The sequence below is a fragment of the Paenibacillus sp. GYB006 genome (assembly GCF_036577645.1).
In the GTDB taxonomy this organism is placed as follows: Bacteria; Bacillota; Bacilli; order Paenibacillales; family Paenibacillaceae; genus Paenibacillus.
Genome location: NZ_JARBDA010000003.1, coordinates 113221 through 125602 on the forward strand (window position 1 = coordinate 113221; position 12382 = coordinate 125602).

The 12382-nt window shown below is 42.8% G+C and carries 14 protein-coding genes; all 14 read right to left on the reverse strand.

Annotated features, from left to right (window positions below):
• Positions 1 to 384: 384 nt before the first annotated feature.
• Positions 385 to 1731 (reverse strand): UDP-N-acetylglucosamine 1-carboxyvinyltransferase, encoded by a 1347-nt coding sequence (murA, locus tag PV403_RS09285; RefSeq protein ID WP_213530413.1) that lies wholly within the window; start codon positions 1729 to 1731, stop codon positions 385 to 387.
• Positions 1732 to 2222: 491 nt separating this feature from the next.
• Positions 2223 to 2480, reverse strand: a complete 258-nt coding sequence (locus PV403_RS09290) for a DUF1146 family protein (RefSeq protein WP_213530415.1) — start codon at positions 2478 to 2480, stop codon at positions 2223 to 2225.
• A gap of 230 nt (positions 2481 to 2710) precedes the next feature.
• The gene (locus PV403_RS09295; RefSeq protein ID WP_213530416.1) at positions 2711 to 3118 is read right to left on the reverse strand and encodes a F0F1 ATP synthase subunit epsilon; all 408 of its coding nucleotides are present in this window, start codon (positions 3116 to 3118) and stop codon (positions 2711 to 2713) included.
• A gap of 73 nt (positions 3119 to 3191) precedes the next feature.
• Positions 3192 to 4595: a F0F1 ATP synthase subunit beta gene (gene atpD / locus PV403_RS09300; RefSeq protein ID WP_213530417.1), complete on the reverse strand. Its 1404-nt coding sequence runs from the start codon at positions 4593 to 4595 to the stop codon at positions 3192 to 3194.
• Between the two features lie 111 nt (positions 4596 to 4706).
• Positions 4707 to 5573 carry an ATP synthase F1 subunit gamma gene (atpG, locus tag PV403_RS09305; RefSeq protein ID WP_191800555.1) on the reverse strand — a complete coding sequence of 289 codons (867 nt, stop codon included), beginning with the start codon at positions 5571 to 5573 and terminating at the stop codon, positions 4707 to 4709.
• Positions 5574 to 5835: 262 nt separating this feature from the next.
• Positions 5836 to 7353 carry a F0F1 ATP synthase subunit alpha gene (gene atpA / locus PV403_RS09310; RefSeq protein ID WP_160032716.1) on the reverse strand — a complete coding sequence of 506 codons (1518 nt, stop codon included), beginning with the start codon at positions 7351 to 7353 and terminating at the stop codon, positions 5836 to 5838.
• Between the two features lie 16 nt (positions 7354 to 7369).
• Positions 7370 to 7918: a F0F1 ATP synthase subunit delta gene (locus tag PV403_RS09315; protein ID WP_332084383.1), complete on the reverse strand. Its 549-nt coding sequence runs from the start codon at positions 7916 to 7918 to the stop codon at positions 7370 to 7372.
• The gene (gene atpF, locus PV403_RS09320) at positions 7915 to 8403 is read right to left on the reverse strand and encodes a F0F1 ATP synthase subunit B (protein WP_160032714.1); all 489 of its coding nucleotides are present in this window, start codon (positions 8401 to 8403) and stop codon (positions 7915 to 7917) included. Before atpF ends, PV403_RS09315 begins: the two co-directional genes overlap by 4 nt.
• A gap of 91 nt (positions 8404 to 8494) precedes the next feature.
• Positions 8495 to 8707 carry a F0F1 ATP synthase subunit C gene (atpE, locus tag PV403_RS09325; RefSeq protein ID WP_091160819.1) on the reverse strand — a complete coding sequence of 71 codons (213 nt, stop codon included), beginning with the start codon at positions 8705 to 8707 and terminating at the stop codon, positions 8495 to 8497.
• Positions 8708 to 8818: 111 nt separating this feature from the next.
• The gene (gene atpB, locus PV403_RS09330; protein WP_213530420.1) at positions 8819 to 9580 is read right to left on the reverse strand and encodes a F0F1 ATP synthase subunit A; all 762 of its coding nucleotides are present in this window, start codon (positions 9578 to 9580) and stop codon (positions 8819 to 8821) included.
• Between the two features lie 33 nt (positions 9581 to 9613).
• A complete protein-coding gene (locus PV403_RS09335) occupies positions 9614 to 9991 on the reverse strand; it encodes an ATP synthase subunit I (RefSeq protein WP_213530422.1) in 378 nt (125 codons plus the stop codon).
• Positions 9984 to 10205, reverse strand: coding sequence for an AtpZ/AtpI family protein (locus tag PV403_RS09340; protein ID WP_213530425.1), 222 nt, complete (start codon positions 10203 to 10205; stop codon positions 9984 to 9986). Before PV403_RS09340 ends, PV403_RS09335 begins: the two co-directional genes overlap by 8 nt.
• Before the next feature lie 284 nt (positions 10206 to 10489).
• Positions 10490 to 11644 (reverse strand): non-hydrolyzing UDP-N-acetylglucosamine 2-epimerase, encoded by a 1155-nt coding sequence (gene wecB / locus PV403_RS09345; RefSeq protein ID WP_213530427.1) that lies wholly within the window; start codon positions 11642 to 11644, stop codon positions 10490 to 10492.
• A 32-nt stretch (positions 11645 to 11676) separates the two neighbouring features.
• Positions 11677 to 12306 carry a uracil phosphoribosyltransferase gene (upp, locus tag PV403_RS09350; protein ID WP_160032709.1) on the reverse strand — a complete coding sequence of 210 codons (630 nt, stop codon included), beginning with the start codon at positions 12304 to 12306 and terminating at the stop codon, positions 11677 to 11679.
• Between the last annotated feature and the right edge of the window lie 76 nt (positions 12307 to 12382).

Below are 12382 nucleotides of genomic sequence, written 5' to 3' on the forward strand. Positions count from 1 at the left end.
ATACTCCTCCCAACATCTCATTTGATAGCTGCTCTAGCTCGGTAGATCAGATAGACCTTATAAGTCATACATATGGAGATCTCGCTTCTGATAGAACCAAATTAAGAGAATATAAATGAGAGGTTGCCTAGTATTAAGACCACACTATAGTAGTAACTAATGATGTATTTCCTCTATTTTATAAGAAAGATAGCGACGCCTCTTCTACCATCTTCATTTAAATAGACCAAAGACCATGCATTATAAAAAGGGACTATAAATAAAAAAAAGACTGTAGACATACTAGTATAGGCTAGTTGTCTACAGTCTCACCAAGCCTATAAAGGCTTGGTTTCTTATTCTTTCTTACACAATGTTGCATCGGGTTCCATTCTATCCGTTAGCTTACGCTAAAGTAGGCTGAACCTTAAATCTTGCTGTTTCTGTTTCCGTTACAGCGGATTCTGTCGATTTCGCTTCACGCTTCGGCTCTTCTACCGATACACGATAGATGTCTGCTCCAAGACCGTTCAGCTTCTCTGCAAGGTGCACATAACCGCGGTCAATATGATGAACACCGCCTACTTCTGTTGTGCCGTCAGCGATCAATCCAGCAAGAATCAAAGCAGCACCTGCACGCAAGTCCGTAGCTGTTACTTTGGCTCCGGTAAGTTTAGCTCCTCCAGTAATAATCGAGGAACGACCTTCTACTTTGATCTCTGCATTCATCAGGTTGAACTCATCCACATGCATAAATCGATTTTCGAATACCGTTTCCGTTACAACACTTGTTCCTTGGGATTTGAGCAGCAATGCCATCATTTGAGATTGCATGTCTGTCGGGAATCCTGGGTATGGAAGCGTCTTGATATCCACAGCTTTCAGAGGACCGTCAGCAATGACACGTACTCCGTTTTCGTCAGGGACAATCTTCACTCCCATTTCTTCCATCTTAGAGATAACAGGGCCAAGATGATCGGAAATTGCTCCTTCGACATAAACGTCTCCGCCTGTAATCGCTGCAGCAGCCATATACGTCCCTGCTTCAATTCGATCTGGAATTACAGCATGTTGTACACCGTGAAGTTTTTCTACTCCTTCAATGCGAATCACGCCTGTGCCAGCACCGCGTACTTTTGCACCCATCCCATTCAGGTAGTTTGCAAGATCCACAATTTCCGGTTCTTTTGCTGCATTCTCAAGAATTGTTGTTCCTTCTGCAAGTACAGCAGCCATCATAATATTTTCAGTTGCACCAACACTCGCAACATCCAAATAAATTTTGGCTCCGCGCAATTTTCCATTTGACCTTGCTTCTATATAACCATGTCCTAGGCTGATTTCTGCACCCATTGCTTCAAAACCTTTAAGGTGTTGATCAATCGGGCGTGTACCAATCGCACATCCGCCTGGAAGAGATATTTTTGTATAACCCATACGTGTTAGCAGAGGACCCATAACCAAGAAAGACGCCCGCATTTTTGTAACCCATTCGTAAGGGGCTTCGCACGAAGTAAGATTCGTTGCGTCTACGGTGATTACTTCATTTTGGTATGTAACTTCCGCTCCTAGCGATTCCAGTACTTTGTTAATTGTCATCACATCGTCTAAAGGAGGTGCATCTGTAATAATGCTTACTCCTTCTTCCCCTAAGAGAGAGGCGGCGATGATCGGAAGAACTGAATTTTTAGCGCCGCTGACTTTGACACTTCCGGTCAATCTCTTGCCTCCGCGGACGATAAATTTGCTCATCTTGTTTCCCTCCGCGCGTTATTTTTCTTTTTCTGCTTACGAGTGGAGTTTCCTCTTTCACTTGTCGTCCGATCCCGTCGGAAAATTCGACATCATTATTCAACATTCGTCAAGATGTCGTATTTCAGAAAAGAATAGTTTGCACTTTTCATTTTTTAAATTCGTTAGTGATTGAAGACATGATTTCCATCATATAAGACCATTTCTATTCGAAATCATTTGAAACTGTGATTAAAAACAAAGAAATAGCAGTCATTCCGCTAATCCCCTAACTTACATCATAACATTAAAAGTTCATGGGAGACAAGCGATTTTTCATTTTACATTGTTTTTTACCATTTCATACGGATCAACGTATAAAACGACCGACATTGCATTGTTATCAAATGAATATCTTTAATTTCATTGTTCACATAAAAACATAATGTTATTCGACAAAAGCTGTCTTAAGGTATTCTGGCCTAAGAGTGATATAACCAGCCTGGAAAGCTTTAAAACAGATATTTAAGCATTTGTGTCCAAGAGAGATACTCAAGCACGAAATCAGACACAAAATGTCCCAGCACAATAGCTAAAAGCAGCTGCAGCATTCTAGCTTGAGCACTCTTTGGGTGTTTTACAATCAAGTCGAGCTTCAAGTGCTGTAAAGACCACCAAGCGATCGCAATACAGGAAAGTGAGATAATCATAGCTACAAGACTATTTGTACTAATGGCCTGATTAACTTGATCATTCAACAGTTGATCCATGTCCAGCCTCCGTCTTTCTTGTTAATGATTAATTTCACATACTGTGAAATCATATTCGGATCATTGTTTATTGTCAACCAATCTTACAACATTGGAACCCAGAAACCTTAATTTAACTCTGAATTGTTATACTTTTGACAAAAACATGTCTAATCCGCATTCTTTCTGTCATTTCCTCGGAAATAATCTCAAAAACAAAAAGAACCTGACGAATGGTCAGGTTCTATGTTCTATAGGTTGCCGGATACTTTAAGTCGGTTCATTGCTTTTTGTAATGCAATTTCAGCACGACGGTGATCGTATTGATCTCTGCTTCCGCTAGATGTTAGACGCGTTTCAGCACGCTCAAGAGCAGCTTTCGCACGAATTACATCAATCTCAGAAGCGAGTTCAGCACTTTCAGCCAAAATGACTACCTTCTCTTTGCGAACCTCTACAAAACCGCCTGCAACAGCGATTTTCAGTTCCTTTCCATCCGTTTTAATGGACACAGGTGCAATTTGCAAGGGAGTTACGAAGGGAACGTGACCAGGAAGGATTCCCAGATCACCTTCCACTCCGCGTACAACCAGGCTATTTACCTGTTCAGAGAAGATGAGTCGCTCCGGAGTTACAATTTCCAATAAAAAGGTACTCATTGTCATCCCTCCTGAACTCTATCCGAAGGATAGTTAACTCATCTTTGGGTCATTAATCCTTAGGATTAATTGACTATTCCATTGATTTTGCTTTTTCTACCGCTTCTTCAATTGTTCCTACGTACAGGAATGCTGCTTCTGGAAGATGGTCATACTTACCATCTAAGATTTCTCTGAAACTGCGAACTGTATCTTTAACAGGAACATATTTACCCGGGAATCCGTTAAATGCTTCTGCTACGTGGAACGGTTGGGATAAGAAACGTTGGATTTTACGAGCACGAGCTACGAGCATTTTATCTTCTTCGCTCAGCTCATCCATACCCAAGATCGCAATGATATCTTGAAGTTCGTTGTAACGAGCAAGAATACGTTTAACCCCTTGAGCTACGTTATAATGCTCTTCCCCTACTACATCTGGAGTAAGGATACGGGAACTGGATGCAAGTGGATCTACCGCAGGGTAGATACCCATCTCAGAGATTTTACGCTCGAGGTTCGTTGTTGCATCCAAGTGAGCAAATGTAGTTGCCGGCGCAGGGTCAGTGTAGTCATCCGCAGGAACATAGATTGCCTGAATCGAAGTTACTGAACCTGATTTCGTCGAAGTAATACGTTCTTGAAGTTGACCCATCTCCGTTGCAAGTGTAGGTTGGTAACCTACCGCTGATGGCATACGTCCCATAAGGGCAGAAACCTCAGAACCTGCTTGAGTAAAGCGGAAGATGTTATCAATGAAGAGAAGAACGTCTTTACCTTCTTGATCACGGAAATACTCAGCCATAGTAAGACCCGTCAAGGCAACGCGAAGACGTGCACCTGGAGGCTCATTCATTTGACCGAATACCATTGCTGTTTTGTTGATAACACCAGAGTCCGTCATCTCATGGTACAAGTCATTACCTTCACGAGTACGCTCACCAACACCGGCAAATACAGAGATACCGCCATGTTCTTGAGCAATGTTGTTGATAAGTTCCTGAATAGTTACCGTTTTACCTACACCCGCACCACCGAAAAGACCAATTTTACCGCCTTTTGCGTATGGAGCAAGCAAATCAATAACTTTAATTCCTGTCTCCAGCATTTCTGCTTGTGTAGACAACTCATCGAAAGTAGGTGCTAAACGGTGAATCGGATTACGAACAGCCGTTTCAATTGCACCGCCATTATCGATTGGATTACCAAGTACGTTAAATACCCGGCCCAAAGTTGCTTCCCCTACGGGTACAGAAATAGGTGCACCTGTATTGATTGCTTCTGCACCACGAACGAGACCATCTGTAGAAGACATTGCAATACAGCGTACACGGTTATCGCCTAGATGTTTCGCTGTTTCAAGCGTAAGGTTAATTTCTTTACCATCGCTTGTCTTTGTGTTGATTGTAACTGCATTATTAATATCGGGAAGTCCGTCACGGTCGAACTCAACGTCAACAACCGCACCCGTAATGCTGACAACGCGTCCTTTGTTCATCTTCAGTTCCCTCCTACAAGCTATAGCAGTAATAATCTCCTGTCACCATTCATATAAATGTGAGCGAGCATTATTCTGACCAGCTTCATTGTTTATCCGTACTTAATTAAATTAAGACTGCGCGCTTGCTCCAGCCACAATTTCTGTAATTTCCTGCGTAATCGCAGCTTGACGTGCTCTGTTATAAGTAAGCGATAATTCTCCAATGAGCTTGGATGCATTTTTCGTTGCACTGCCCATTGCTGTCATTTTCGCTCCAAGTTCACTTGCTTTACCATTCAGAAGTGCACCATAGATCAAAGTCTCGGCATAGCGAGGCAAAAGAGCTTCCAGTACTGCCTCTGCTGAAGGTTCGTACTCATATTGAGCAGAAGCTTCCGTCTTCTTATTCTCCGGTCTCTCCATCGGAAGAAGTTTTTCAACCGTAGGAATCTGGGTAATTGCATTTACAAATTGGCTGTAACAGATATAGATCTCATCATATTTTCCTGCTTCAAATCCAGAAACGGTTTCGTTCGCAATGGATTTAATATCAGCAAATGTTGGGGAGTCCGACAAATCTGTAACATCCATACCAATCGGTTGCTCACGGCGTCTGAAGAAATCGCGACCTTTCCGTCCAATTACAAACAGAACATATTCGTCTTTAGAGGTGTGGCGTTCCTTAAGAGTCAGGGTTACCTGACGAAGAACGTTGGCATTGTATCCACCTGCAAGACCACGATCTGAAGTAATTACGAGGTAAGCCGTCTTTTTGACAGGACGAGTCACCAGCATGGGATGGGTAACCTCTGAAGAAGAGGATGCAATGCTAGTTACCACTTCCTTCAACTTCTCGGAATATGGTTTTGCAGCTTCTGCTTTCTCCTGCGCTTTTCTAAGCTTGGAGGCAGCAACCATCTCCATTGCCTTGGTAATTTGCTTCGTGCTCTGAACACTTTTGATTTGACGCTTGATTTCGCGCATACCTTTTGCCATGTTTTCACCACCTTAAAGTTTTGACGAAGTCAAAACTAACTTCGAGAGCATTACTTAAAGTTTTGACGAAGTCAAAACGATCTTCGAGAGCGTTACTTAAAGTTTTGACGAAGTCAAAACGATCTTCGAGAGCGTTACTTAAGTTTTGACGAAATCAAAACGATCTTCGTAAGCATTTACTTCATATAAGAAAGAGGGACTGCGGCGTACGTTGTGTTCGCGCAGCCCTTCTTTGGTTCTTTGATATGGAATACGATGCGGCTTAGTTCGATGATTTAGAGAAGCTGTTTCTGAATTTCTCGATAGAGTTTTTCAGAGCGGCTTCATTATCTGCAGTAAGCTCTTTCGTTGTACGGATGGATTCAAGAATCTCAGGGTGATTACTTTCCATGAATGAGAGATATTCTCTCTCAAAACGAGTTACATCACCTACTGGGATTTCATCCAGATATCCTTTAGTCGCTGTATACAAGCTGACAACCTGTTGTTCAACAGGAAGTGGCTTATGCACATCTTGCTTCAGAATTTCCATCATCCGCGCACCACGGTTCAGACGAGCTTGTGTTGATTTATCAAGATCGGATCCGAATTGGGAGAACGCTTGAAGCTCACGATATTGAGCTAGATCCAGACGCAGGGAACCTGCTACCTTTTTCATTGCTTTAATCTGAGCGGAACCACCAACACGGGATACCGAGATACCTACGTTGATCGCTGGACGTTGACCTGAGTTAAACAAGTCTGCTTCCAGGAAGATCTGACCATCGGTAATTGAGATTACGTTCGTTGGGATGTATGCAGAAACGTCAGATGCCTGCGTTTCAATAAATGGCAGAGCGGTTAATGAACCACCACCAAGTTCGTCATTCAGTTTAGCTGCACGTTCGAGCAAACGGGAATGCAGATAGAAAACGTCACCTGGGTAAGCTTCCCGACCCGGAGGACGACGAAGCAGCAAGGAAAGTTCACGGTATGCAGATGCTTGTTTAGTCAAGTCATCATACACTACGAGCACATGCTCACCTTTGTACATAAAGTACTCACCCATTGCACAACCAGCATAAGGAGCTATGTAGAGAAGTGGTGAAGGCTCAGAAGCAGATGCAGTTACAACCGTTGTATACTCCATTGCACCATTACGACGAAGTGTTTCAACTACTTGTGCAACGGTGGATTGTTTCTGTCCAATAGCAACGTAGATACATTTCATTCCGCTGCCTTTTTGGTTAAGGATCGCATCAATCGCAATCGCTGTTTTACCTGTTTGACGGTCACCGATGATAAGCTCACGTTGTCCGCGGCCGATCGGTACCATTGCGTCAATCGCTTTAATTCCTGTTTGCATTGGCTCATGAACCGATTTACGGGCCATAACGCCAGGTGCCTGGTTTTCTACCGGGCGGAATTCATCTGTTGCAAGCGGACCCTTGCCATCAACGGGTTGTCCCATTGCATTAACGACACGGCCGATCAAAGCTTCCCCTACCGGAACTTGCATGATTTGTCCTGTACGTTTTACTTGGTCTCCTTCACGAATGTCTGTGTAAGGTCCCATGATAACGATACCTACGTTGCTTTCTTCAACGTTAAGCGCTAGGCCTAATACGCCTGTAGAAAACTCTACGAGCTCACCGGACATTACGTTCTCGAGTCCATAAACACGGGCAATCCCGTCACCGACTTCGATTACAGAACCAACTTCGCTGACTTCGATGTCCGTTTTGTATTGTTCGATCTGATTTTTAATGATAGTACTAATTTCCTCAGGTCTGATACTCAAGCGTCCTCACCCCTCACTACTTTACTCGTCTTGTAAAAGACTGTTCTAGACGTTTCAGCTGGCCTGCCAGACTTCCGTCATAAATTGTATCGCCGATGGCAACTTTAAGTCCGCCAATCAAGCTTTTATCAATCACATTTTCAATGCGAATTTGTTTACCAATACGAGCACTAAAATCTTTAGCAACTGTATCTTTCTCTTCCTGGCTAAGCTCATATGTCGAATACACACGCGCATTAACCATTCCAAGTGAATCGGATTCGAATTTCATGTAACTTTCCACGACGGATTCCAGTGCATGGATTCGGTTACGTTCGATAAGCAGTTTAATTGTATTTAAGATCGGCTCCGATACTTTGCCTTGCAGACTGTTGTCTACAACACTCAGTTTCGAAGCAACACTGACGTTTGGAGAAGAGATAAATTTAACGATGTCGCGATCTCCTGTAATAGAGGTTGCAACCGCGTGAAGCTCGGCTTCGACTTCCAGTACGGATTGATTTTTGATCGCCACTTCAAACAACGCTTTTGCATATCTCTTGGCGATTACCGAATCCCTACTCATGGTCTGCCTCCTACTTCATTCAGATACTTTTCAACAAGCTCTTCCTGAACGTTGTCTTGCTTAACTTCTTTATCCAAAATCTTGGATGCGATCTGTACAGATACTGCTCCAAGTTCACTGCGGAGGGATTCAACCGCTTTATTCTTCTCACTCTCAATCGCACGAACAGCTTCCAGTTTCAGACGCTCTGCTTCTTGTTTTGCTTCATTCAGCATTTGTTCTGTTTGGTTTACACTTGTTTTGCGAGATTGTTCAATAATACTTTGAGCTTCATTACGCGCTTCTTGCAAAGCCGCTTTTTGCTCTTCTACATATTGGGTAGCCTGCTCACGAGTTTGTTTTGCTTCATTAAGCTGGGAAGCAACTAACTCACGACGCTGCTCCATAATAGCGAACAATTTGTTAAATGCATACTTGGACAAAAGCCAATAAAGGATCAAGAACGCAACAATGGTAATAGCAATGTTTTCCCATAAAATGTGCACTCACGTCACTCCTTTCCGTTCATTCCTGTATCGTAACAAAAACGAAGGCGCGGATGGCATCGCCCTCCCCGCCAAACCGTTACTTCTGATATTATGAAAACATAATCAAGAACGCGATAACTGTAGCTGCCAAAGGTACTACCTCTACGATACCAACACCGATAAACATAGTTGTTTGCAATGGTCCACGAGCTTCTGGTTGACGAGCGATAGACTCAACTGTTCTACTTACGATCATACCGTTACCAAGACCTGCACCAAGTGCACCCAAACCTACTGCGATAGCTGCTGCTAACATTTCCATTTTTAAATTTCCTCCTCGAAATATATATACATTTTTTGTTAACCTAACTTAATATAATAATCTCCTTACTTACAAACAGTTTTGGAGTTACTATTATTGTGGAAAAGATATCTAGTGTTCTTCGTGAATTGTCGTCTGAGCGATGTACACCATCGACAAGATCGTGAAGATGAAGGCCTGCAATGCACCTACAAAAATACTGAATCCTTGCCATGCCATCATGGCTGGAATACCAAGCCATCCCATTTTGAGAATGGTAGAGATCAGAATCTCTCCCGCAAAGATATTGGCAAACAAACGAATCGCAAGGGCGATCGGCTTCGCCAAGTTCTCAATAATGTTCAGCGGCAGAAACACAGGAAACGGTTCGATGTAGTGTTTCAGGTAATGCTTACGGTTGTATCTCAATCCAAGATAATTCATCAGAATGAAGATAATAATCGCAAGCCCTGCGGTAATCGAAATATCTGCGGTAGGAGATTTCCACCATAGAATTTCTGAATGTTCTCCATTACCAAGACTTCTGGTCGCTTCAATTACGTGTCCGAATATACTTGCTGGCTCATCATGTTCCGAGATAATAGAGAACGGCAAACCAAGCATGTTGGATACGAAAATAAACAGAATCAGTGTTAACCCCAAAGTTATGTAAGGCTTACCTTTACTTAAAGGCATGGCACTTGCCACAATGTTCTGAACGAATTCAACGACCCATTCCATGAAATTTTGTACTTTAGAAGGATTCTCTACAGATAGATTCCGAACACACAAACGAACAAGTATGAACACGAATAGCACCGTCACTGTGAGCATTAAAACAGCGGAAAGGTCAATGTTCAATCCTCCGAGTTCGATAATCGGTGAGTCATGCATATTGATTTATTCACCCCTTTCCCCATAGTAATGTTATTTTCTTGATCTAGCGTTTACCATAATGCTAATTGGAATTGCCAAAATCTGCACCGTGAAAAGACCCATCACTGTAAAACCCACTGATATCTGGTCAAATCTCACAGCCAGCATGATAGCCAGAAGAGAGATACACATCCGTGACAAGAAACCAAAACTCACATATTTGCTTCCAGGAGTTACTACACTCTCTGAAACCTGGTGAATTTTGATATACAGATATCTAAAGTTAAACAACCCTGCTGCAAGACCAATGATGAGGCCTAAAAACAAAGGACGTTGTTCAGGGAATATCACCCATACGAGAAGTGATCCCGATAAAAGAAGAAACGTCGCTCTTGTAACAGCATTTACAATGGAAGACAAATCATTCATTTTGTTCCCCCAAAAACTTCTTAATAAAAAGGGCTATATTTAGAACACCTAAAACAAGACCTAATAGACAGCCAATAGCAATCCAGAAACTCGGTCCATTCACAGCATTCATGAGCCACTTTCCTATAAAGTATCCGATCGTTATGTAAGCAGCCAGCAGGATGCCTGAACCACCGATACTCAAAGCAATCAACCACGGTTTATCCTGATTCATAATTAGACACAACCCATCCCTAGAAAGCACTGTATATGGAAAATGAGTTAATAATTCTTTTTCCTCTGAAATCGAGAGAAAAAGATGAAAAATGTGTCAAGTTTGTCCAATCCCAATTATCTTACTGAATGGTTAAAGCGTTTGTCAATCGGTAGAACAACCTGTTCTGGCTGTAAGAAACACTGAAAAATCCTGAAAGAAAATCAGAAAATCTTTCAAACCCTTATAAACCGTACAGTTTAACTGTACGCTCTACTGTCTATACTAGACATTGAAAGGGTGAATTATTTTTTGAACTTTCTGTGAAAAGTCTCAGGACGTTCTTCTTTTTTACCGAAATAGTGCAAAATCGCACTGACAATACGCTCGGAAGCATGTCCATCGCCGTAAGGATTTGCTGCTTCGCTCATTGAAGCGTACAGTTCTGAATCTGTTAATAATGCTTTTGTTCTTGCATATACATTTTCCTCGTCTGTACCAACCAGTTCCAGTGTTCCAGCCTCAATCCCCTCTGGTCTTTCCGTTGTATCACGAAGAACAAGAACAGGCACTCCGAATGAAGGAGCCTCTTCCTGCATTCCACCGGAATCCGTTAGGATTAGATGTGTGTGTGGATAAATGTTATGGAAATCCACTACGTCCAGCGGATCAATCAGCTTAATGCGCGGATGGTTTCCAAGCAGCTCATAAGCTGGTTCTTTAACAGCTGGGCTTGGATGTACAGGATATACAATTGCAATATCCTCGAATTCATCTGCAATGCGTTTTACCGCCTTGAATATGTTTCGATGCGGTTCACCTTGTGATTCTCTGCGATGCGCCGTCATCAAAATCAATCTTTTTCCCTTAGCAAATTCCAGCACAGGGTGGTTGTAATCTTCGCGTACTGTATATTGAAACACATCTGTAACGGTGTTGCCTGTGACAAATACACTTGATTCCGATTTATTTTCACGCAGTAAATTGCTTCCGGACATATCTGTTGGAGCAAAGTGTAAATCTGCCAAAACCCCTGTTAGTTGTCTGTTCATTTCTTCTGGATATGGAGAAAGTTTATTCCAGGTACGAAGCCCAGCTTCTACATGACCTACCTTAATTTGCTGTAAAAAGGCAGCATAACTTGCTAGGAACGTAGTCAGGGTATCTCCATGAACCAGAACGATGTCAGGCTTCGCTTCCCGCAGGACGGGTTCAAGACCTTCCAGTACACGAACAGTAACTTCATTCAGCGTCTGGCGCTCTTTCATGACATCCAGATCGTAATCCGGTGTAATGTTAAAAACTTCAAGTACTTGGTCCAGCATCTGACGATGCTGGGCCGTTACACATACAATGGATTCGATATCTTCGGAGTGACGTTCCAGCTCCAAAATGAGTGGAGCCATCTTGATTGCTTCAGGGCGCACTCCGAATACCGTCATTACTTTAATTTTAGACATTGCTCAAGAGCCCCTTTTTATACCAATTTTGTTTATTTGGTGCCGTACAGTCTGTCTCCCGCATCTCCAAGACCCGGAATGATGTAACCATGCTCATCCAGGCGCTCGTCCATTGCCGCAACATAAATGTCTACGTCAGGATGTGCCTCTTGAACTGCTTTCACGCCTTCTGGCGCAGCAATCAGGTTCATCATCTTAATCTGAGTACAGCCGCGTTTCTTAAGTACGTTGATCGCTTCAATAGCAGATCCGCCAGTTGCCAGCATCGGATCAATCACGATGAGTTCGCGCTCTGTTACGTCTGTTGGAAGCTTCGTATAGTATTCAACAGGCTGCAATGTTTCAGGGTCACGGAATAGTCCTACGTGTCCTACTTTTGCCGCCGGAATGAGTTTCACTACCCCATCAAGCATACCCAGCCCTGCACGAAGAATCGGAATAAGTCCAAGCATACGGCCCGAAATTACTTTTCCTTCTGTCTCTGCAACAGGAGTTTGTACTGTTATTGTTTCGAGTGGAATATCACGTGTAATTTCGTAAGCCATTAAAGTTGCTACTTCATCTACAAGTTCGCGAAAATCCTTTGTGTTCGTGCGCATGTCACGAATAATTGTCAATTTGTGTTGAATCAACGGGTGATCACATACCACCAATTTTCCCATTGTTTGTCCCTCCGGTAGTTTCATCTTCCATTATCAACTCCGGGCAGTTCCTGCTCACAGAAACAAAACCTGTCGA

What these genes read in the sequence shown, in the direction of transcription:
- murA (WP_213530413.1), bottom strand. Translation starts at nt 1,731, where the DNA reads ATGAGCAAATTTATCGTCCGCGGAGGCAAGAGATTGACCGGAAGTGTC.
- PV403_RS09290 (WP_213530415.1), bottom strand. Translation starts at nt 2,480, where the DNA reads ATGGATCAACTGTTGAATGATCAAGTTAATCAGGCCATTAGTACAAAT.
- PV403_RS09295 (WP_213530416.1), bottom strand. Translation starts at nt 3,118, where the DNA reads ATGAGTACCTTTTTATTGGAAATTGTAACTCCGGAGCGACTCATCTTC.
- atpD (WP_213530417.1), bottom strand. Translation starts at nt 4,595, where the DNA reads ATGAACAAAGGACGCGTTGTCAGCATTACGGGTGCGGTTGTTGACGTT.
- atpG (WP_191800555.1), bottom strand. Translation starts at nt 5,573, where the DNA reads ATGGCAAAAGGTATGCGCGAAATCAAGCGTCAAATCAAAAGTGTTCAG.
- PV403_RS09315 (WP_332084383.1), bottom strand. Translation starts at nt 7,918, where the DNA reads ATGAGTAGGGATTCGGTAATCGCCAAGAGATATGCAAAAGCGTTGTTT.
- atpE (WP_091160819.1), bottom strand. Translation starts at nt 8,707, where the DNA reads ATGGAAATGTTAGCAGCAGCTATCGCAGTAGGTTTGGGTGCACTTGGT.
- atpB (WP_213530420.1), bottom strand. Translation starts at nt 9,580, where the DNA reads ATGCATGACTCACCGATTATCGAACTCGGAGGATTGAACATTGACCTT.
- PV403_RS09335 (WP_213530422.1), bottom strand. Translation starts at nt 9,991, where the DNA reads ATGAATGATTTGTCTTCCATTGTAAATGCTGTTACAAGAGCGACGTTT.
- PV403_RS09340 (WP_213530425.1), bottom strand. Translation starts at nt 10,205, where the DNA reads ATGAATCAGGATAAACCGTGGTTGATTGCTTTGAGTATCGGTGGTTCA.
- wecB (WP_213530427.1), bottom strand. Translation starts at nt 11,644, where the DNA reads ATGTCTAAAATTAAAGTAATGACGGTATTCGGAGTGCGCCCTGAAGCA.
- upp (WP_160032709.1), bottom strand. Translation starts at nt 12,306, where the DNA reads ATGGGAAAATTGGTGGTATGTGATCACCCGTTGATTCAACACAAATTG.